The sequence below is a fragment of the Wenyingzhuangia gracilariae genome (assembly GCF_056387575.1).
In genome coordinates this window covers 556095-577049 of the sequence record NZ_CM150748.1, presented here as the reverse complement: position 1 = coordinate 577049, position 20955 = coordinate 556095, and the positions used below count along the sequence as shown (strand labels likewise).

The 20955-nt window shown below is 31.5% G+C and carries 17 protein-coding genes and 1 pseudogene; 6 read left to right on the top strand and 12 right to left on the bottom strand.

Annotation, left to right across the window (positions count from 1 at the left end; translation table 11 throughout):
• Positions 1–19 precede the first annotated feature (19 nt).
• The 6 genes and pseudogenes from ACY2IJ_RS02285 to ACY2IJ_RS02260 all read right to left on the bottom strand — a co-directional run bounded on the left by ACY2IJ_RS02285 (position 20) and on the right by ACY2IJ_RS02260 (position 8397).
• The gene (locus ACY2IJ_RS02285; RefSeq protein WP_476725552.1) at positions 20–1342 is read right to left on the bottom strand and encodes a TolC family protein; all 1323 of its coding nucleotides are present in this window, start codon (positions 1340–1342) and stop codon (positions 20–22) included.
• Complete coding sequence (locus tag ACY2IJ_RS02280) at positions 1323–4520, bottom strand: efflux RND transporter permease subunit (RefSeq protein WP_476725551.1); 3198 nt, start codon at positions 4518–4520, stop codon at positions 1323–1325. Before ACY2IJ_RS02280 ends, ACY2IJ_RS02285 begins: the two co-directional genes overlap by 20 nt.
• Positions 4520–5638 carry an efflux RND transporter periplasmic adaptor subunit gene (locus ACY2IJ_RS02275; protein ID WP_476725550.1) on the bottom strand — a complete coding sequence of 373 codons (1119 nt, stop codon included), beginning with the start codon at positions 5636–5638 and terminating at the stop codon, positions 4520–4522. Before ACY2IJ_RS02275 ends, ACY2IJ_RS02280 begins: the two co-directional genes overlap by 1 nt.
• A 178-nt stretch (positions 5639–5816) precedes the next feature.
• Positions 5817–6626: pseudogene (gene proC / locus ACY2IJ_RS02270) on the bottom strand (pyrroline-5-carboxylate reductase); the annotation flags it as partial.
• 10 nt (positions 6627–6636) lie between these two features.
• Positions 6637–7830: a pyridoxal phosphate-dependent aminotransferase gene (locus ACY2IJ_RS02265; RefSeq protein WP_476725549.1), complete on the bottom strand. Its 1194-nt coding sequence runs from the start codon at positions 7828–7830 to the stop codon at positions 6637–6639.
• A gap of 165 nt (positions 7831–7995) precedes the next feature.
• Entirely contained in the window at positions 7996–8397 is a 402-nt protein-coding gene (locus tag ACY2IJ_RS02260; RefSeq protein ID WP_476725548.1) for a DUF1573 domain-containing protein, read from the bottom strand.
• Between the two features lie 120 nt (positions 8398–8517).
• On the opposite strand from ACY2IJ_RS02260, the gene ACY2IJ_RS02255 reads away from it, so the two are divergent.
• Together ACY2IJ_RS02255 and ACY2IJ_RS02250 are read left to right on the top strand one after the other, a co-directional pair.
• Positions 8518–11151, top strand: coding sequence for a valine--tRNA ligase (locus tag ACY2IJ_RS02255; protein ID WP_476725547.1), 2634 nt, complete (start codon positions 8518–8520; stop codon positions 11149–11151).
• 117 nt (positions 11152–11268) lie between these two features.
• Complete coding sequence (locus ACY2IJ_RS02250) at positions 11269–12132, top strand: hypothetical protein (RefSeq protein WP_476725546.1); 864 nt, start codon at positions 11269–11271, stop codon at positions 12130–12132.
• Between the two features lie 6 nt (positions 12133–12138).
• On the opposite strand, the gene ACY2IJ_RS02245 is transcribed toward ACY2IJ_RS02250, so the two are convergent.
• Positions 12139–13065, bottom strand: coding sequence for an aldo/keto reductase (locus ACY2IJ_RS02245; protein WP_476725545.1), 927 nt, complete (start codon positions 13063–13065; stop codon positions 12139–12141).
• A 185-nt stretch (positions 13066–13250) separates the two neighbouring features.
• Here ACY2IJ_RS02245 and ACY2IJ_RS02240 point away from each other — a divergent pair, with 185 nt between their 5' ends.
• From ACY2IJ_RS02240 to ACY2IJ_RS02230, 3 genes are read left to right on the top strand one after another with little or no spacing between them, the layout of a single operon-like run.
• Complete coding sequence (locus ACY2IJ_RS02240; RefSeq protein WP_476725544.1) at positions 13251–14339, top strand: FAD-binding domain-containing protein; 1089 nt, start codon at positions 13251–13253, stop codon at positions 14337–14339.
• Positions 14340–14344: 5 nt separating this feature from the next.
• Positions 14345–14494 (top strand): DUF2256 domain-containing protein, encoded by a 150-nt coding sequence (locus tag ACY2IJ_RS02235; RefSeq protein WP_476725543.1) that lies wholly within the window; start codon positions 14345–14347, stop codon positions 14492–14494.
• The gene (locus tag ACY2IJ_RS02230) at positions 14479–15972 is read left to right on the top strand and encodes a cryptochrome/photolyase family protein (RefSeq protein ID WP_476725542.1); all 1494 of its coding nucleotides are present in this window, start codon (positions 14479–14481) and stop codon (positions 15970–15972) included. The genes ACY2IJ_RS02235 and ACY2IJ_RS02230 overlap by 16 nt, the downstream gene beginning before the upstream one ends.
• Positions 15973–16049: 77 nt before the next feature.
• Here ACY2IJ_RS02230 and ACY2IJ_RS02225 read toward each other — a convergent pair whose 3' ends face one another.
• From ACY2IJ_RS02225 to msrB, 5 genes are all read right to left on the bottom strand, one after another.
• Complete coding sequence (locus tag ACY2IJ_RS02225; protein WP_476725541.1) at positions 16050–16778, bottom strand: hypothetical protein; 729 nt, start codon at positions 16776–16778, stop codon at positions 16050–16052.
• Between the two features lie 173 nt (positions 16779–16951).
• A complete protein-coding gene (locus ACY2IJ_RS02220; RefSeq protein WP_476725540.1) occupies positions 16952–18493 on the bottom strand; it encodes a protein adenylyltransferase SelO in 1542 nt (513 codons plus the stop codon).
• 1 nt (position 18494) lies between these two features.
• Complete coding sequence (locus ACY2IJ_RS02215) at positions 18495–18764, bottom strand: GNAT family N-acetyltransferase (RefSeq protein ID WP_476725539.1); 270 nt, start codon at positions 18762–18764, stop codon at positions 18495–18497.
• 5 nt (positions 18765–18769) lie between these two features.
• Positions 18770–19303 (bottom strand): peptide-methionine (S)-S-oxide reductase MsrA, encoded by a 534-nt coding sequence (gene msrA / locus ACY2IJ_RS02210; protein ID WP_476725538.1) that lies wholly within the window; start codon positions 19301–19303, stop codon positions 18770–18772.
• Positions 19303–19743: a peptide-methionine (R)-S-oxide reductase MsrB gene (gene msrB / locus ACY2IJ_RS02205; protein ID WP_476725537.1), complete on the bottom strand. Its 441-nt coding sequence runs from the start codon at positions 19741–19743 to the stop codon at positions 19303–19305. Before msrB ends, msrA begins: the two co-directional genes overlap by 1 nt.
• A gap of 94 nt (positions 19744–19837) precedes the next feature.
• Here msrB and ACY2IJ_RS02200 point away from each other — a divergent pair, with 94 nt between their 5' ends.
• On the top strand, positions 19838–20953 hold the full coding sequence (locus ACY2IJ_RS02200; RefSeq protein WP_476725536.1) for a peroxiredoxin family protein: 1116 nt from the start codon (positions 19838–19840) through the stop codon (positions 20951–20953).
• Positions 20954–20955 lie beyond the last annotated feature (2 nt).

Genomic DNA, 20955 nt, shown 5'->3' with positions numbered 1-20955 from the left:
AGTTACTGTCTATCAGTGTTTAAAATTGTTGATTTAACAAATCTCCACTTAAAAACAACAATTGTAGTTCGGCAAGTTTGGCTTGATATTTTGCTTGGCTCTTGTTTAATTGTACGTTTAATAGATTGAGTTGTGCTTGTCTAAAATCAATAGAATTAACTTGTCCTAATTTGAATTTTTCTTGGGTTCTATCAAAATTATTTTGAGCTGTTTTGATATTTAATTCTTGTACTTGATAAATTTTATATTTATTGTGATAATCCTCCCACGCATTGTTAAAATCTCTTTCTATTTCTATCAAAATATTTTGTTTAGATAGTTTTTCGTTTTCTAAAGTTAGTTTGGTGTTTTTAGAAGCTATAAAAACTCTACTATCAAATAAATTCCAAGTTAAGCTTAGTCCTGCAGATAAACCTTTGTTTGTAGCAGAGCTTAAAAAAGAAGCTGCATTGTTATTGTTTTTAGTCCAACCATAACGACCTGTTAATCCTAATGTGGGTAAAAATTCTGATTGAATAAGTTTTGCTTCTAATTTTTTAATGGCAATATTGGTATCGGCTTTTAACAAAGCAATATTTCTGTTTTTTGTCTTGTTAAATAGTTGCTCTTTTTTTAATTGTAAACTAAAATCAACCTTTGTATCAACATCATAATTTGTATTTAATGTAGTTCCTAAAATTACATTTAAATTACGTTTGGCATTTTTTAATTCTTGTTCAATTTGCATCAACTCTATGCTATCATTGTTAACATCTACTTGTGCGTTTAGAACTTCTAATTTTGTGTTTTGACCATATTCAAATTGGTAATTTGATCTTTTGGTTCTTTCTTTAGAAATATTAAAAGTTTGGGTTAAGGTAGTTGTGTTTTCTTTTAGCAAAGCTACGTTGTAGTATAAAGAAAATAGTTGGAGTATGGTGTTTTCTATAGTTTCTCTAGCTTGTAACTCGGACAACTGGTATTCTTCTTTTAATTTCTGATAATTGTACTCTCTTCCCAAACCATCAAACAAGGTATAGTTTAGATTGATAGAGGCATTGTAAGATGAGCTTTTGGCTCCTTCTAGCACAGTAACATTTCCATTAGAAAACTTAGCCTCGGTATTGTCTAAGTTTGTGTTAGCTCCAGCATTTCCTGTTAAAGTGGGTAAATAACCAGAGTTTAAAATATCAGCACTATTTTTGGCAATTTCAACATTGTTGTTTACCATTTTTATACCATAATTATTTTCTAAGGCAATTGTAATAGCCTTGTTTTGGGTTAGCAGTTCTTGTGCTTTTGTGTTAGCAAAGCAAAAGGCAAATGCAATCCATATATAGGTTTTAATGTTCTTGTTCTTCATGTTGCTCTTTTATTGCGCGTTCAACTTCTTCTTTTGTAACATTATCTCCGGTTGCCAACCATTTAACATTCTTTTTAATACTATTGCTAAATGATAGGAATAATGGGAGAACTAATAAGGTTAGTAGAGTGGCATAGGCTATTCCAAAGGATATAGAAATAGCCATTGGTTTTAAAAATTGGGCTTGTCTACTTTTTTCTAAAAGTAATGGAGCCAACCCTGCAATGGTCGTTAAAGAGGTTAAAAATATAGCTCTAAATCTAGATTTTCCTGCTTCTAATAATGCTTCGTCAAATTTCATCCCTTCTTTTAAATTGGTGTTGAATTTTCCTATTAATACCAACCCATCATTTACCATAATTCCTATTAAAGCAATTATTCCTAATAGTGATAGTATGTTTACAGGAAAACCTAAAATCCAGTGTCCCCATGCAACAGCAGTTAAACTAAATGGCACTAAAAGTAGTAGTAATAGGGGTTGACTGTAACTTCTGAAAGTAAACGCAATGGTAATGTATATTAAAAGTAATATGATAGAACCTGCACTTTTTAGAGATGATGATAATTTGCTAGCTTCTCTATTTTGTCCTTCGTATGAAGCAGAAATACTAGGATATTTTTCTTGTAAACTAGGAATAAACTGAGTTCTAATATCTTCTAAAATATCTGTAGTACTTGCACTAGGGTCTTTTAAATCTGCAGATACTCTAATTTCTCGTTGTCCTTCTAAATGGTTAATTGCAACTTCTCCGCGAACAATGCTATAATGTGCAATGTCTTTAAAGAATATTCTTTTGTTAGTTGGGGTAACAATACGCATGTTGTCTAAATCATTAATAGAGTTTCTATTGTCTTTATGATAACGAACCCAAACTTTAATTTCATCTTGGCCACGCTGAAAACGTTGTGCTTGTACTCCAAAAAAACCAGATCGAACCTGAGTCATTACTGTATTTAAATCTAAGCCTAATAAATATGCGTTTTCTTTTAATTCTATTCTAATTTCTTTAATTCCAACAGGATCATTGTCTTCTATATCTTTTAGTATAGGATTGGTTTCTAAGTAAGCTTTTAATTCTTGTTTAGAAGCTTTTAACTCATCAATATTATTACTTAATAAAGAAACAGATACAGGGCTTCCTCCAAAATTACCTCCGGAACCATAAATTAATTTTTCTACCCCAATTACAGGTCCAACCAGTTCTTCTAACCTATTGGTTACCATGTGTGCTTTAATTTCATCAGGTCTTTCTTCACCGGGTAATAAGTTAATGGTTAATTGTGCGCTAGAGCTACTTGTGAATCTTAAAATAGTGTTTTCAAATAGTTGTTTGTTTGTACCTTTTAGATATTGATCACTAAGCTCTTTATTTACGATAAAAGATTTTTCTTCAATTAAAGATATGATAGAATCTGTAGTTTTTTCATTTGTTCCTGCTGGCATTTCTAGTTGAATGGTTACACGATCACTTGCAATAGTAGGGAATAGCGTTACTTTTATAATTCCTCCCATAATTGCTCCTATAGTCAGAATTAACAAACCAACAAATATACTGGCAGATAGTATTTTAAATTTTAAAACAAAATCTAAAACAGGGCTGTAAAGCTTATCTCTTAAATAGGTCATTAACGCATCCCCAACCTTATTAATGCTTCTCATTTTAGCAAAAAACTGCTTTAATTTAGATGGGTTTTCTTCTTCTACATGTGGTTTTAACGCTTTGGAGTGTGCCAAATGGGCTGGTAATATAATTAAGGCTTCTACCAAAGAAACTACCAAGGTTAAAATTACAATAACAGATACTTCTCCAAAAAACTCACCAATTCTACTGTCTAAGAATAAAAACAAAGAAAAAGCTAGCAGTGTTGTAATAATGGCCGATACCACGGGTGGAATTACTTCCATAGTTCCATCAATAGCAGCTTGTATGGGTGATTTTCCTTTTTCGTAATGCTGATAAATATTTTCTGCAATAACAATTCCGTCATCTACCAAAATACCAATAACGATGATCATTCCAAAAAGCGACAATACATTAATGGTAACATCAAACTGAGCAGCAAAAATAAACATTCCTAAAAATGCTACAGGCAGTCCAAATGCAACCCAAAAAGCCAAACGAGTGTTTAAAAATAAGGATAAAAACACCAAAACTAAAATCATTCCAACAATGGCATTTTCTGTTAGTAGTTCGGTTCTTTGTACCAATGTTTTAGACAAATCACTTACAATATTTAACTGTACGTTTTCATTCTTTTGATTGTATGTTTTTATGTAATCTTTAACTTTTTCTGCAGCAGAAATTAAATCTTCACTATTGGTGCTGGTAACTGTAATGTTTACAGAAAGTTGCTTGTTAAAATAGGTAGCATTGGGGGTTTCTTCAAAACGATCTTTTATAACAGCTACATCTTTTAATCTAATAACTTTACCATCGTCACTTGCTTTTACAATTGTATGACTTAATTCTGCACCATAATATGCTTTATTATTGGCTCTTATTAAATATTCTTCAACATCAGTTTTAATTTCACCTCCGGTGGTTAAAATATTGGAATTGCTTACGGCTTTGGCTACATCATTAAACGTTAAATCATAAGCTAATAGTTGTGTTTCGTTTACCGCAATTTCTATTTCTTCTTCTGGATATCCGGTAATTTCTATTTGTGAAATTCCATCAATGGCTCTTAGGTCATTTTCTACAGTTCTAGCTAGTTGTTTTAGCGTAACCAAAGGAACGTCTTTACCACTTAAAGCAAAAGAAATGGTTTGTCTAACTTCTTCTTGTTTAGAAACAACCAAAGGTTCCATTCCAGTAGGAAAACTAGGAACTCTATCCACAGCATTTTTTACTTCTAAAAGCATAAAATCTATGTTTTCTCCTTTTTCTATTTCTACGGTAATGGTACCACTATTTTCTCTAGATACAGAGGTAACTCTGTCTACACCTTCTAAACCTTTTAAATTGTCTTCAATTTGCAGAACAATTCCTTCTTCTATTTCTAAAGGAGCTGCTCCCGGATAGGTTATGTTTATATTGATGATTTTAGACTCTATTAAAGGAAAAAAGGACGATTTAAGAGAGTTGATTCCAAATATACCAAAGACAAAAAAGGCAATAATAAAAATATTTACTGCTACGTGATACTTGATAAAGTAACTTATAATTTTTTTCATTATTGTACAGTGTTAGCGTAAGGTTTAACAAGCATACCTGCATATGCTCCAGAAATAGGACTGCTTAAAATAATTGTTCCGTTTGGAATGTTTTGTAGTACTACTTTTGTGTCTGAAAAATAAATAGGTTTAACAGTTATTTTTGCTAGCTTATTTTTTACAATACAGTAAATTTCGTTATTATCTAAAAGTAAATTTCTGTTTATTTCTATAGCATTTTCTACTTTTTTTGCATTGATCAAAGCTTCTAAATAAATACCTTCTTTTAAGTTCGAATTTTCTATTTCTATAAAAATAGCTAGGGTTTGTGTGGTAACATCTACACTTCCGTTAATTCTAGTAATTGTTCCTTTGTATTCTTCGGTTTTATCTAGGTTTGTTAATTTTACAGTTTCCCCTAATTTTAAAAATTTAGCAAAAGATTTTCCAATAGATACTTGCATTTCATAATGAGTAGGTTTGATAAATCTTCCTAGTTTTTGATTGCTTCTAACCAAACTTCCCTCAGTAATTAAAGCTTCTGTTAGAATCCCTGTAAAGGGTGCTTGTATGCTGTATTTGTTCAATCGTTCTTCTAGGTTTTTTACATTGTAATAACTGCTAACAATTCCTCTACCACTAATAAAATAGTTTTCTTTTTCAGAATCCATGTTTGGAAGTTTAGGTGTAGGTTTATTCATGTCAAAATCTTTTAAATAGGCAACCCATTTGTTATATACTTCTGGAAAATCCAATCTTAAATCAGGCATAATTGCTGCTATTGTGTTGTACAATTGACTTTTAGAAGATTGAACGCTCGATTTAAATTCTGAAGCATCTATTTCTATAATTGTTTCTCCTTTTTTGTAAACCTGACCTACTTTAAATAGTTTAGATCCTAGTTTAAATATTCCTTGTACTTCTGTGTATAGTTCTATGTTTTCTTTAGCTACCAAACTACCATTTGCAGGCATTACAATTTGAATATCTCCATTTTGTACAGTATCAATAAACACCGATTTGATTGTTTTTTTTACAATAGGTTTGGGTTTCTTTTTATTGGCAATTAATGTTTTAGCAATAAAAACGGAACCTATAATTAATAGAACTCCTAAGATAGATAGAATAATTTTTCGCATTGTTGTATGTAATAGAATCGTTAACTAAGTTATGTAATTAGCTATAAAGTTATTAGCTTTTATTGATACTTTGTAAACAAAGAGTTTTAACAAAAATCACGCCAACTGATGTAATTGAATATAAAAAAACTCCTTTTAATCTTAAAAGGAGTTTTTTTATAAAAAGGTAGTATTTTGCTTATTTGTCTGCTGCTAATTCTTTAGCTCTGTTTACACAAGCAACGGTTCCTTCTTTAATTAAATTGTGAACATTATTACTGTCAAAATTATTTAAGGCAGCACGTGTTGTACCTCCTTTAGAAGCAACACGGTTCATCCATTCTTCTAAAGAAATGTCGTTTTGTTTATACAATTCTACAGCTCCTTCAAAAGTTTGTGCGGTTAATGTTTTGGCTTGTTCTCTAGTAAATCCAAAATCTTCAGCAGCTTCTGCCAAAGCATTCATAAAGTAAAAAATGTATGCAGATCCACTTCCAGAAATTCCAGTAGTGTTATCAATCATATCTTCTGTTTCTACTTCAAAGGCTTTTCCTGTAGCTTTTAAAATGGTTCCCACCAAGTCTAAGTTTTCTTTTGCTACTTCTTTAGAACCTACATAGGTAGTCATTCCTAACTGAATAGAAGCAGGCAAGTTAGGCATGCATCTAATTACTTTGTCTATTCCTAATCCTTGTTGTATAGTCTCAATGGTCATTCCTGCCATTACAGAAACAAACAATTGGTTTTTATTTACAATAGATTTAATATCAGCAAAAACTAACGGAGCAATTTGTGGTTTAACGGCTAAAAAAATAATATCGGCATGGGCGAGAACATCGTAAGAGCTTGTGGCTTTCATTTTGTTCATGCTGTTAATTTCAGCAATTCTATCTTCTGATTTGTCTATAATTTGTATGTCTGCAATATTTGCATTATAAATTCCTTCTGCGTAGGTGAATCCCATGTTTCCACCACCAATTACAACTATTTTTTTCATACTAATTTGTTCTTTTTTAGATTTATTGTGCGTTGTAAGTTTCTATTCCTTTTTTAAGAATTTCAACTGCACGAATTAATTTTTCTTTTTTAAGCACGTATGCAATTCTTACTTGGCTAAGTGCTATGTTTGGTGTAGAATAAAATCCGCTACCAGGTGCTACCATAACAGTTTGGTTGTTGTCGTTAAATTCTTCTAACATCCAACGAGCAAATTTATCAGCATTGTCTACAGGTAAATCTACCAAACAATAAAAAGCACCTTCGGGTTTTACTACTTGAACACCTTCTATTTTAGACAACTCTTCTATAAGTATGTTTCTACGTTCTATATATTCTGTACGCACTTCATCAAAGTAACTTTGTGGGGTTTCTAAGGCTGCTTCTGCAGCTATTTGTGCAATGGTAGGAGGGCATAAGCGAGATTGAGCCATTTTCATGACCGTACTAATCAATTCTGGATTACGAGAAACCACACATCCAACTCTAGCACCACACATACTGTAACGTTTAGAGGTAGAGTCAATCATAATAGCATTCATATCCATCCCTTTTTCCTCCATTATAGAATAATGTCCTTCTTTGGTGTAGACAAACTCACGATATACTTCATCGGCAATTAAGAACAAATTATATTTAACAACTAGTTTTTTTAATTGTTTAATTTCTTCTTTTGAATAAACAGTCCCTGTAGGGTTTCCGGGGTTGCAAATTAAAATAGCACGAGTTCTAGGGGTAATTAAGGCTTCAAACTCACTAATGTTGGGCAAAGCAAAACCATTGTCTATACTCGTATTAATAGGTACCACATGTACACCTGCTGCAATAGAAAAACTAGTGTAGTTTGCGTAAAAAGGTTCTGGAATAATTATTTCATCTTGAGGGTCTGTTATACTAGCAATGGTAAAGTACAATGCTTCGGAACCTCCAGTGGTCACTAATATCTGTTCGTTAGTTAGCTTAATTTTATGTTTTTTGTAATAATCAACTAATTTGTTTCTGTATTGTTCAGAACCGTTAGAGGTAGAATATTCTAACACTTCCATGTCTATATTACGCACCGCATCCAAAGCAACTTTGGGAGTTTTAATATCGGGTTGACCAATGTTTAAATAAAAAATTTCTGTACCACGTTTCTTGGCGGCTTCTGCATAAGGAACCAATTTACGAATTGGAGACTCAGGAATAGCACGACCTTTATTAGAAACTCTAAGCATTGTATGTTTTTATTTATGATTTAAGGGCAACAAAAGTACAAATTTATTGATTCTATACAGCATATAACCCCTGATATTGTAAGTTGATTAGAATCAACAAAAAAAGAAATACTAAAAAAGCCATTCTTTTTAGGAATGGCTTTTTAAATTATGAATAATTAAAGTTTAGTCTTTTAACACTTCTCCTTTAATTCTTACAACTTTAGGTTGTTCTGTTGCATTAGACACAATGGTTACTGTTTTAGAAAATCTACCTACTCTGTCTGTAGCATACTTTACTTTAATTTCTCCAGATTGTCCAGGCATAATTGGTTCTTCTGGTTTTGTTGGTACTGTACATCCACAGCTACCTTTAACACTTTGAATGACCAATGGAGCACTACCTACGTTTGTAAACTTAAAAAAACGGACACCATCTGCATTGTGAGCTACCTTTCCGTAGTCTATCACTTCTGTTTCAAATTTCATTTCTGGTTTTAAAGAACTTTCTTTGGCAGTGTTTGCGTGTTGAGCAAAACTTAGTAAAGGTGCCAAAGTCATACAAATAATAAGAGCTAATTTTCTCATGTTGGTTAAATTTTTGATAAAATTAAATTTTTATAGGAACATTCAATAACTATACCGTATTTTTTTTTTGTCATAAGTATATTTGTATTTTCGCATTCTGTTATTTAACAAAAACAAACAATGAGTATTCCTAATAAATACAATGCTACTGCGGTAGAAGAAAAATGGTACGACTACTGGATGAAAAACAACTATTTTCATTCAACACCTAACAATAAAAAACCTTATACAATTGTAATCCCTCCACCTAACGTAACAGGGGTATTGCACATGGGACACATGCTTAACAATACCATTCAAGATGTATTGATTCGTAGAGCTCGTTTAAGAGGTTACAATGCTTGTTGGGTACCTGGAACAGACCACGCATCTATTGCTACCGAAGCTAAAGTAGTAGCTAAACTTAAATCTGAAGGGATTAATAAAGAAGACCTTACTAGAGATGAGTTTTTAAAACACGCTTGGGAATGGACAGATAAGCATGGTGGAATTATTTTGGACCAACTTAAAAAATTAGGTGCTTCTTGCGATTGGGAACGTACAAAATTTACTATGGATGCAGATTTAAGTGAGTCTGTAACCAAAGTTTTTGTTGATTTATACAAAAAAGGAGATATTTATAGAGGTTACCGCATGGTAAACTGGGATCCTGAAGCAAAAACTACGTTGTCTGATGAGGAAGTTATTTTTGAAGAAAAACAAGGAAACTTTTACCACATCAATTATAAAATTGAAGGGACTGATGAAGTCGTAACCATTGCAACTACTCGTCCAGAAACATTGTTAGGAGATACCGCTATTTGTATCAATCCAAATGACGAAAGATACACACATCTTAAAGGAAAAAAAGCCATTGTACCTATTGCCAATAGAGTGATTCCTATTATAGAAGATGAATATGTAGACATTGAGTTTGGAACGGGTTGTTTAAAAATAACACCAGCACACGATCAAAATGATAAAGTTTTAGGGGAGAAACACAACCTAGAAGTTATTGATATTTTAAATGATGATGCTACTTTAAATGAAAACGGATTGCATTACAACGGTAAAGATCGTTTTGTGGTTCGTAAAGAAATTACCAAAGAGTTAGAGGAAATTGGAGCTTTGGTAAAAGTAGAACAACACATGCACAAAGTGGGAACATCAGAAAGAACAAAGGCGGTTATTGAGCCTAAAATTTCTGCTCAGTGGTTTTTACGTATGGAAGACATTGTAAAACCTGCTTTAGATGCGGTGTTAAAAGATGAAGAAATTAAGTTGTATCCTAAGCGTTACAATAATACATACCGTCATTGGTTAGAAAATATTCGCGATTGGAATATTTCTCGTCAATTGTGGTGGGGACACCAAATACCTGCTTTTTTCTATGGAGAAGGAGTAGAAGATTTTGTAGTAGCTACTTCTATTGATGAGGCATTGCCTTTAGCTAAAGAAAAATCTGGAAACAGTAATTTAACAGTTGCCGATTTAAAACAAGATGAAGATGCTTTAGATACTTGGTTCTCTTCTTGGTTGTGGCCAATTTCTGTTTTTGATGGAATTAACAATCCAGATAACGAAGAAATTAATTACTATTACCCAACTAATGATTTGGTTACAGGGCCAGATATTATTTTCTTTTGGGTAGCTAGAATGGTATTTGCAGGGTATGAATTTAGAAATGATAAACCATTTAGCAACGTATATTTTACAGGAATTGTTCGTGATAAGCAAAGACGTAAAATGTCTAAATCTTTAGGGAACTCTCCAGATCCAATTGAGTTGATGCAACAATACGGAGCAGATGGTGTTCGTGTAGGGTTGTTATTATCTGCTGCAGCGGGTAACGACTTAATGTTTGATGAAGATTTATGTGCGCAAGGACGTAACTTTGCTAACAAAATATGGAATGCCTTTAAATTGATTAAAGGATGGGAAGTTTCAGAAACCGAAGCACAACCAGAGGCTTCTAAAATTGCTATTGATTGGTACAAAGCTAAATTCCAAAAAACATTGGCTGAGATTGATGCTAATTTTGAAGTGTATAGATTGAGTGATTCTTTAATGAGCATTTATAAATTGGTTTGGGAAGATTTTTGTGCGTGGTTCTTAGAAATGGTAAAACCTGCTTTTGGATCTCCAATGGATGCTGTTACTTTTAAAGAAGTAATAGGAATCTTAGAAGATAACTTAAAGATTTTACATCCGTTTATGCCTCACCTAACCGAAGAAGTTTGGCAGTTAATTGCAGATAGAACACCAGAAGAAGCTTTAATTATTGCAGAATATCCTAAAGCTACAGATTATGATCAAACTATTATTACTGATTTTGAATTGACATCAGAAGTAATATCAGGAATAAGAACCATTCGTAAAGACAAAAACATTTCTTTTAAAGAAACCATTGATTTGTCTGTTTTAAACAACGATAATACATCTAAAGATTTTGATGCTGTAATTGCTAAGATGGGGAATGTAGCTATTATTAACTATGTTACAGAAGCAGTAGAAGGTGCACTGAGTTTCCGTGTAAAATCTAACGAATATTTTGTGCCAATGGCTGGAGCTATTGATGTAGAAGCAGAAGTAGCTAAATTAAAAGAAGAATTGTCTTACACAGAAGGTTTCTTAAAATCTGTTCAAAAGAAATTATCTAACGAACGTTTTGTGAACAATGCTCCTGAAAAAGTAATTGAAATAGAACGCAAAAAAGAGGCAGATGCTATGGCTAAAATAGAAACTATTAAAGCAAGTTTAAGTTCTTTGGCATAAAAGAACTTACAATTCATAAGATAAAAGTCGAAAGTGTATGCTTTCGACTTTTTTTATTGATTCAATTATAATATAATTTTAACACAAAGCAATGGTTCTCTATGTATATTTACTTGTATGGAAATAAGGTGTAAATGGTTGAAATTAATAGGTTTAATATTCTTTTCTGTTTTAGGAATAGAGTGTAATTCTGATGATAGTCTAAATGATTCAGTTAAAACAGAACCAAGGCCTGTTGAGAGTTTAGCTATAACCAATTTTGAATTGTTGGCTAACGATAACTCTGCTTATACCAATATTGATGTTGTTTTAGAATCTCATCTACATTCTGTAGACTCTTTGCTTGTCTGTTTATTTCCTGCATCTGTAGATTTTACAGATTTAACACCTGTAATCACTTATTTAGGAAGCACAATAGAGTACAGGGTTAACAAAAATAATTTTAAAGAATACGCGATCAAAAAAGGAGAGCGTATTGATTTTAGTTATCCGAATATTGTTGAATTTAAAGTTTCTAACTCAGACAAATCGCTGTATAAGATTTATAGAATAATTGTAGATACAGAAAGACCTATATTATTTAATTCTCCTCAAATTACAATTCCAGATACAAAAGCACATACCAATTACAGTGGTTTAGAAATTGAAACTTGTGTAAATGTAGGTAATTACCCTATTAGGCTTACATTTAGAACAGATAAATATGTAGATATAAATACACCTAATAACAACACAAACAATATTTTTAGTGCTACCCTTACAAATAGTATAGATGTTTTAAATCCTAATGAAGAAGCTAAAGTAAATGTGTTTACATCAAATGCCTCAGAAATTGGTACTTACAGTGCTGTAGCTTTGTTTGATTTTTATTTTAATGAAAATTTAGGCTATTTGGTATATGATGATCTAACCAATAACTATGTGAGTGATATTGGCTATAAACCATTAAGCCTTTTAATAAAAGGGAATATAATCAAATAAAAAACGTTAATTCCAAGACAACTGTTTGCGTTCCGTCCAATAATTTTCTTTATTTTGTTTTAAAGCTGCTAGTTTCTCAATTTCTTCTTGGGTCAATTTAAAGTTCAAACACATTAAATTTTCTTGAAGTTGTTTTTGAGTAAAAGCACCACTTAACAAAACATAAGGCTGTAAGGTATCTATAATAAATCGTAAAGCAACAGCATCTATGGTTACACTATATTTAGTGGCTAAATTTGTTAAAAGAGGAGGAGTGTTGTTAAAAATTCTACCATTGGCAATCCCTTCTTTAATAACAATCTTTTTCCCTTTAGATTTAAAATCGATTAAAGTTTGAAAAGTACTTTGTTCAAAAATATTATAAGTTACCTGAAAAACATCAAATAAAGGCTGATGGTTAATTTTGATACTTTCTGCTTCTTTTAAAACAGCATCTTGATTGGGTCCACTAGTTGTTAAACCAATTAACAAACCTGTTTCTTTTTTAATTTGGCTTAGTTTTTTTAATACTTTCTGATTTTCTAAAACTCCACTTTCTAAAGTTGCAGAATGGATTTGATACACCCTAAGTGCAGGCAGTAATTCCTTAGAGGTTTCCCATTGCTCCACTAGTTTTTCAATACTATGTTCTTTAATTTCATGAGCTCCTTTGTACCCCAATAGCCAATTAGCTACATAAGTATATCCCCATTTGGTGGCTAAATCTGTATCTGAATATTGATATAGGTTTTGCCATTCTCTTAAAAATTCTTCTCCTTTTCCATAAGATGGAGCGGTGTCAAAATAACGTACTCCTAGTTGATATGCAGTAGTTAACATATCAAAAGCATTGTTTTTAAAAGCTTCTTTACTTTTATCTACATTGCTATGCTCTCTTATGTTTATGTATTCTGGTCTACCCAAAGCCGCTAAGCCCAATCCTATTTTTGTCATGGACTAAAAATACTTAAATAATATAAAAAAAGAGGAGTTATTAATTTTAATAAAAGCTCTTTTCTTAGTTTTAAAAAACATCAAGCTTAATTTCTTTTAGTTTGATTTTAAATAATAGCAATCGGTTGTAAAACTTAGTCATTCTTAAAAGCTCGTACTAAATTGTATTTGATAAAATTCTAAAAATGACAAGCTTTCCTACAGATATAAAATCCATCACTCAAAGAATAAAAGCTATTGATCCTATAAAATATGCAAGTTCTAGAAATTATAAAGATGGTGCTGTAACCTATTTAAGTCCCTATATTTCTAGAGGTGTTATTAGTACCAAGCAAGTACATCAGTACATAAAAGAAATGGATCTGCCTTGGGGACGTACACAAAAATTAATTCAAGAATTGGCTTGGAGAGATTATTGGCAGCAAGTTTGGATTGCCAAAGGAGACTCTATTTTTACAGATTTAAAAAGACCACAGATTAAGGTAAATCACCATAAAATTCCCAAAGCAATTTTAGAAGCAAGCACAGGAATTATTGAAGTAGATAATGCCATAAAAGAATTGTATGCGACTGGTTATATGCATAACCATATGAGAATGTATGTGGCTGCTATTTGTTGCAATATAGGCCAATCACATTGGTTAGAACCTGCCAAATGGATGTATAGTCATTTGTTAGATGGAGATTTGGCAAGCAATCATTTAAGCTGGCAATGGGTTGCAGGAGCGTTTTCTAACAAGAAATATGTAGCCAATCAAGAAAATATAAATAAGTATTTTAAGAGCGATCAAACTGCTACTTTTTTAGATGTACCTTATGAAGCTTTTGATACGATGGAAATTCCTAAAGGGTTAAAAGAAACCAGCTCTTTTTCTAATGATTTGATGCTGCCAAAAACACAAACCCTTACGTTTGATAAAAACAAAAAAACACTCATTTATAATTATTATAATATTGATCCTTATTGGTGTAAAGGTGAAGACGTACAACGTGTGTTTTTGTTAGAACCCTCTTTTTTTGAGAAATATCCTGTAAGTCAAAAATGTTTAGATTTTTCTTTAGAACTCACTAAAAACATAAACGAAATTCATTTTTTTGTTGGTGAATTTTCTGAGTTGTTAAAATTTGTTGACGAACAAAACCTAGTTTACAAAGAACATCCTACCAATTTACATTACAAGGGTACACCGGTATCAAGAGATTGGATGAGTAGCGCTACAGGTTATTATACCTCTTTTTTTAAGTTTTGGAATCAATGTAAAAAAGAGTTATAAACAAAATGAAAAAACAACACTTACCCACAAAAATATGCGTTGTTTGCCAACGAAGTTTTACGTGGAGAAAAAAATGGGAAAAGAATTGGGAACAAGTAAAATATTGTAGCGAAAGGTGCAAAAAGAACAAAGTAAAAGCATGGGTAATCAAATAAATATTATTTTTCCACATCAACTATTTAAAGAAAGCAAACTAATTAACAATGGTTACAAAACTTATTTGGTAGAAGAGGAATTGTTTTTTAGTCAATACAAATTTCACAAACGAAAATTAGCATTCCATAGAGCTACTTTAAAATTTTATGAGCAATATTTAATCAGTAAAGGGGTAGAGGTAGTGTATATAGATGAGCAACATAAACTGTCGGACATTTGTAATTTTACTTTAGAAATAGAGGAGCAAAATATTAAGGAAGTTTATCTTATAGATTGTGTTGACAATTGGTTGGACAAAAAAATAAAATCTGCTTTTAAGGGCTGTGAACTACATGTTTACGATAATCCAAATTTTATCAACTCAACAACCGCTATTGATGCTTATTTTAAAAAAGATGCCAAGTCTTATTTTCAAACTAATTTTTATAAAAAACAACGAAAGGATTTAGATATTTTAATGGATTTTAACGATCAACCCAAAGGAGGAAAGTGGACGTTTGATAGTGATAACCGTAAAAAGTATCCAAAAGATAAAATTCCACCGGCTATTTATTTTCCTGAAGTTAGCGAGTATTGGCAGGAAGCAGTTGTTTATGTAGAGAAATATTTTAATGATAATTATGGAGAAATAAATAAGGGAGTTTATTATCCTACAGATTTTGAAACTTCTGAAGCTTGGTTACATCAGTTTTTTGAATATAGATTTTCAGAGTTTGGAACCTATCAAGATGCAATAGTAAAAGAAGAGGTGTTTATGCACCACAGCTTACTTTCTCCGCTAATTAATATTGGTCTTTTATCTCCTTTAGAGGTTATTCACAAAGCTATTGCTTATGGAAATGAAAAGGATATTCCTATGAATTCTCTTGAAGGTTTTATAAGACAGGTTTTAGGCTGGAGAGAGTTTTTAAGAGGGGTTTATGTAGCAAAAGGTAGTTTTTGTAGAACTCGAAATTTTTGGGGTTTTAAAAGAAAAATACCAAAGAGTTTTTACAATGGAACTACGGGTATTGCTCCGGTTGATGAAACGATAAAAAAAGCTTTAAAAACGGGATATTGTCATCATATAGAGCGTTTAATGGTGTTGGGGAATTTTATGCTTTTGTGTGAGTTTGATCCAGATGAAGTGTACCAATGGTTTATGGAATTGTTTGTAGATGCTTATGATTGGGTTATGGTCCCTAATGTTTATGGAATGAGTCAGTTTGCTGATGGAGGTGTGTTGGCAACAAAGCCATATATAAGCGGATCTAATTACATTAAAAAAATGAGCAACTACGGCACTGGAGATTGGCAAGTGGTGTGGGATAGTTTGTTTTGGAATTTTATAGACCAGCAAAGCGACTACATAAAGAAAAATCCTCGTTTATCTATGATGTATCGTACTTTTGAGCGTTTATCGGCAGAAAAAAAAGAAACACACCTAAAAAATGCAGCTATGTTTTTAGAGCAGTTAGATAGAGAATTGGAAGGCTAGTTCATATTGATTGCATAAAAAAAGAGTTGTTATTCCATGGAATAACAACTCTTTTTTAAGTTTTAAACTTCTATCAATTATTTAATAGAAAAAGGTTTGATTGTGGCTTTGTCAATATTTTCTTTCCAAGTAGAATTTGAAGGTCTAATAGAAGCATTGATAAAATAAGAATCTCCTTTTTCAAATCCATCCTTATTGTATAATTTAATAGCTGTGGTAGTAGCTCCTTTGCTAACTTTAACTTTTCTACCAGCAATCCATTTGTTGTTTGTAGAATTTTTTAATTCTAAAACAATATCTCTATCAGTAGTAGCAGCATATTTAACATCAAAAATTAACAATTTAGGATTTGCCAATTTTCCAGTTCCTTCAATAAAAGAAATTTTATCTTCAGTAATTTCACCATTACTAGCATTTTTACCAATAGCAAATGGCTTAAGCTCTTTTTTTACAATAGCATCTTTCCAAGTGCTTCCTACAGGTCTAATAGTAAGAATTACAGTATAGTTGCTTCCATCTTTAAATTGACCTTTAGTGTTAAGTTTTACTTTAGTAGTTCCTTCACCTTTATCAACTTTAACAGTTCTACCTGCAACCCATTTGTTTGTTTCAAAGTTTTTAAGCTCTATGTTAATTTCTCTGTCTTCTGAGGCAGTGTAGTTCACTTCAAAAACTAATGGTTTTACATTTTGAACACTTGTAGTTTTGTTGGCAAAAGATACATTATCTTTTTGAGCAGAAGCTAAAGAAAAAGAAGCAAAAGCTAAAACTAAAGGAAGTACTTTTTTAAAGAATTTTGTTTTCATAAATATCATTATTATTGGTTAATTCATCAAATTTATAACTATATAAAACAGGGAACAATAAAATTTGTTTTTATAAGTAATAGTCTAGATTTTGTATAGATTTAGCGACGTTTTTTAGATGTTAAATTCTACATCTGTTCTAGTACTTTGTTGCTTTGTTATAATAGTACTTTTTAACTACTACAACTCAACATAGAACAACCTGGTTTTTGTTTGGCCCAATCGGGTCTTTTGGCAAACCATTTTTGAAATTTGGGTTGTTCATCATATGGTTTTTGAATAAGATTGTACAGTTCATCTATCAAACTATAATCACCATTTTCGGCAGCTTCTATAGCTAATTGAGACATGTAATTACGCAATACATACTTAGGATTTACGGCATTCATGTTCCTAATTCTATCTTGTTTAGAAATAGATTGGTTATCTAATCTTGTTTTGTATTGTTCAAACCAAACTTGCCATTCGGTTAGTGTTTCGTTTTTTAATTGTTCTGGAATGTAAAAAGCTTCTAAGCAATCTTCAATTTTATTGGCAGTTGCTAGCAGTCTAAAAAAGATGGTCGTGTCTGTTTCTATCAATTTTAAATTGGTTTCTAAAGACTGAATTAAAATATAATCTTGTTTGTTAGGAGTTTCAATACCAATTTTTGCACACATCATTTGTAGGTTTTGTGCTTCAAATTGTGTTTTATAACTATTCAAAGCTTTTTCTAAAGGTTTAGCATTTTCTGTTAATGTATAAAACGTGTTGGCCAATTGATACAAATTCCACAAACCAATATTAGGTTGTTGTCCGTAACGGTAACGTCTGTTCTGACTATCGGTTGTATTTGGAGTCCAATTTGGATCAAAATTATCTAACCAACCATATGGACCATAATCTATGGTTTGTCCTAAAATAGACATATTATCGGTATTCATTACCCCATGTACAAAACCTACGCGTTGCCAGTGTACAATCATTTTTACGGTTGCATTTACAATTTCTTGAAAAAGTGCTACGTAACTGTTGTTGTCGTTTTCTTTTAAATGAGGGAAATAATGACGAATGGTATAGTTGATTAATGCAGCCAAGTTGGTTTTGTCGTTTCTGGAAGCAAATATTTGAAAGCTTCCAAAGCGAATAAAACTTTCTGAAACTCTACAAACAATGGCTCCAGGTTCATAGGCAGCATTTCCGTTGTAAAATAAATCTCTTAAAACCTGATTTCCTGTTAAAGATAAAGACAAAGAACGCGTTGTTGGCACCCCTAAATGATGCATAGCCTCGGCACATAAATACTCGCGTATAGATGAACGTAACACCGCCAAACCATCGGCAGTTCTAGAATATGGAGTTTTTCCGGCTCCTTTTAATTGTAAGGTATAAGATGCATCGGTTTTTACTTGAAATAAGTTAATTGCTCTACCATCTCCTAATTGACCTGCCCAATTTCCAAATTGATGCCCACCATAACACATAGCATACGGCTTTGTATTAGAATATATAGAGTTTCCTGTAACTAGATTTAAAAAAGCATCTGAATTTAATTCTGATGTTTTAAACCCTAATTTTTGAGCTAAGTTTTTATTAACATGTAATAATTTAGGAGCTTGGGTTTGAATAGGATTTGCATATGAATAACAAGCATTGGTTACCTGTCTTGTAAAATTTTCTAAATTTTCATCAGCAGGAAGTTCACTTGTAAAAGTATTTTGTATGTTTAATTTCATTTTATTCAATAATATCTTTCCATTTAGGACTACGTTGTGCTATAGCTTTTACATAACTACAAATTGCTACAGCCTTGTATCCTTCTTCGGTTAATTTCTCAAATGTTTTTTCTACCAAAATTTTTCCAATTCCTTGTCCTCTTAAACTTGTGGGTACCTCAGAATAGGTAAGGTACATTTTTTCGTTTTTGATGACATATTCTACATAAGCAATATTTCCATCAACATTTAAAATGTAGTTTTTTTTGTCTTTTTGATGAGTAAACTCCATAAGTTTTATTTTAATTTATTGGCATGTAGTTTTCTTAATTTATTTAGTTTAGGTCCTACCACCATGGCACAATAACCTTGTTCTGGGTTTTGCTTGTAATAACCTTGATGATAATCTTCGGCATCAAAATAATTAATCAAAGGGCTGATTTCTGTTACAATAGGTTCGTTAAAATATTGTTGAACCTCTTTTGTAATTTGCTCAGCTATTTCTTTTTGGGTTTTATTATGATAAAAAATAACAGAGCGATACTGTGTACCTACATCTGCTCCTTGACGATTTAATGTTGTAGGATCGTGAGCTGTATAAAATAACAGTAAAATTTCTTCAAAGCTAATAATATCAGCATCAAATTCTATTCTAATTACTTCTGCATGTCCCGTTAATCCAGAGCATATTTCTCGGTATGTAGGTGTTCCAGGTACGGTTCCTCCACTATAACCCGATGTAGCTTTTAATATACCTTTTACTTCATTAAAAAAAGCTTCTACACACCAAAAGCATCCGGCTCCTAAAGTAGCTTGTTCTATTTTAGCCATTATTTTTTTGTTAAAGATTCTGAGTTTACGCAATAACGCAAGCCACTAGGTTCAGGACCATCAGGAAAAACATGACCTAAATGGCTATCACAATTGTTACACTGTATTTCTACACGAATCATGCCATGAGATTCATCTTTTATGTATTTAATCGCATTTATTCGTGTAGGTTGTGTAAAACTTGGCCATCCGGTTCCAGATTCAAATTTTATTGTAGCATCAAACAACTCATTACCACAACATACACAACTGTAAATACCAGGTTGATGACTTGTACAAAATTCACCCGTATGAGGCATTTCTGTACCCGACATTCTGGTAATTTGAAATTGCTTTGGCGTTAAAATCTCTTTCCATTCTTTAGCAGATTTTTCTACTCTATTATTGGGAGATGGATTTCCTTTTATGCTAAAATGTATAATATCTTTCCAGGTAAGCATAGGTGTTGTTTTATTTTTTAGTAACAAAAGTAGAGAAAAGCTTACAGATATTTAATGAGTTTAAAAATATGTATATATTGCGAAAAAATTAAAAATGAAAAAGAATTACACCTTCGTTATTTTACTAATAACATGTGCTTTTTTTTGTGTAAATGCACAAGAAAACCCGTGGAAGTACCCCAATGCAAATCAATTAAGAAATGAGTTTTCTATTAGGTATAAAATTATCTACGAAAAAACGTTAAATAAATTTGAGCAAGAATACTATCCTAACGAAAGAATTATAACTTTTAACAAGGATTTTATGTTGATTAAAGACTTTAGTCCTAAGACCAAATTAAAATATACTCATCATAAATTATTAGATTATAACAATCAAATAATATATGAATGCACAGATTCCAATAATTATAAAACAGCAGTTAGTACTCCTTTTAAAAAAGGAACTATAAATGCAGAAAATCAAAATAGAACTAAAAAAATTATAGGGCTTAATTGTAAAGAGTACATTGTTTTAACAAATGGAGTACCTACAACAATATATGCTACAGAAAGTTTAGGATTAAAATATGTAGATAATTATAATATAGAAGGGTTTGTTTTAGAATATCCGTTTTATTCAAAAAAATATGGAAGAGGAAAATATGTAGCAAAAAGTATTGCATCAATAAAATTACCTAAAACGGTTTTTTCACTTACTAATTACCAAAAGTATACGGCAGAAGAATGGATTGAGTATAAAAAGAATGGAAAAAAATCTATTAGTAATGTAAAATACCAATATTTAGAAGAAAAAGCTCCTAGATTGCGATTAAAGACTTTAGATAAAGTTAAAGTAGACACCAAAAAAATGTTAGGAAAATGTATGATTCTTAATTTTTCTTTTGTAAAATCTGGAGCATGTAAAAATGCAATTCCTTATTTAAATGATATGGAAGAACATTATAAAAACAATCCAAATGTACTTGTGTTGAGTCTTTTTTTAGATGATCCGTATGATGTTGAAGTGTTTAGAGAAAAAACAGGAATTCATTATCAATTAGTTGGAGAAGCAAGGTGGTGTGCAGAACGTTTTGGTATTGAACGTTACCCAGCTACTATGATAATTAATCAAAAAGGTATTGTTAAATATGTTACCTACGGATTAGGGGCTAGAACCTCAAAAGAAATTATGAATAGGGTAGATAATTATATTACAAGTCTAGAGTAGTT

Excerpts from the sequence above, each read along its gene's own strand:
- ACY2IJ_RS02285 (WP_476725552.1), bottom strand. The coding sequence starts at position 1,342 with ATGAAGAACAAGAACATTAAAACCTATATATGGATTGCATTTGCCTTT.
- ACY2IJ_RS02280 (WP_476725551.1), bottom strand. The coding sequence starts at position 4,520 with ATGAAAAAAATTATAAGTTACTTTATCAAGTATCACGTAGCAGTAAAT.
- ACY2IJ_RS02275 (WP_476725550.1), bottom strand. The coding sequence starts at position 5,638 with ATGCGAAAAATTATTCTATCTATCTTAGGAGTTCTATTAATTATAGGT.
- ACY2IJ_RS02265 (WP_476725549.1), bottom strand. The coding sequence starts at position 7,830 with ATGCTTAGAGTTTCTAATAAAGGTCGTGCTATTCCTGAGTCTCCAATT.
- ACY2IJ_RS02260 (WP_476725548.1), bottom strand. The coding sequence starts at position 8,397 with ATGAGAAAATTAGCTCTTATTATTTGTATGACTTTGGCACCTTTACTA.
- ACY2IJ_RS02255 (WP_476725547.1), top strand. The coding sequence starts at position 8,518 with ATGAGTATTCCTAATAAATACAATGCTACTGCGGTAGAAGAAAAATGG.
- ACY2IJ_RS02250 (WP_476725546.1), top strand. The coding sequence starts at position 11,269 with ATGGAAATAAGGTGTAAATGGTTGAAATTAATAGGTTTAATATTCTTT.
- ACY2IJ_RS02245 (WP_476725545.1), bottom strand. The coding sequence starts at position 13,065 with ATGACAAAAATAGGATTGGGCTTAGCGGCTTTGGGTAGACCAGAATAC.
- ACY2IJ_RS02240 (WP_476725544.1), top strand. The coding sequence starts at position 13,251 with ATGACAAGCTTTCCTACAGATATAAAATCCATCACTCAAAGAATAAAA.
- ACY2IJ_RS02235 (WP_476725543.1), top strand. The coding sequence starts at position 14,345 with ATGAAAAAACAACACTTACCCACAAAAATATGCGTTGTTTGCCAACGA.
- ACY2IJ_RS02230 (WP_476725542.1), top strand. The coding sequence starts at position 14,479 with ATGGGTAATCAAATAAATATTATTTTTCCACATCAACTATTTAAAGAA.
- ACY2IJ_RS02225 (WP_476725541.1), bottom strand. The coding sequence starts at position 16,778 with ATGAAAACAAAATTCTTTAAAAAAGTACTTCCTTTAGTTTTAGCTTTT.
- ACY2IJ_RS02220 (WP_476725540.1), bottom strand. The coding sequence starts at position 18,493 with ATGAAATTAAACATACAAAATACTTTTACAAGTGAACTTCCTGCTGAT.
- ACY2IJ_RS02215 (WP_476725539.1), bottom strand. The coding sequence starts at position 18,764 with ATGGAGTTTACTCATCAAAAAGACAAAAAAAACTACATTTTAAATGTT.
- msrA (WP_476725538.1), bottom strand. The coding sequence starts at position 19,303 with ATGGCTAAAATAGAACAAGCTACTTTAGGAGCCGGATGCTTTTGGTGT.
- msrB (WP_476725537.1), bottom strand. The coding sequence starts at position 19,743 with ATGCTTACCTGGAAAGATATTATACATTTTAGCATAAAAGGAAATCCA.
- ACY2IJ_RS02200 (WP_476725536.1), top strand. The coding sequence starts at position 19,838 with ATGAAAAAGAATTACACCTTCGTTATTTTACTAATAACATGTGCTTTT.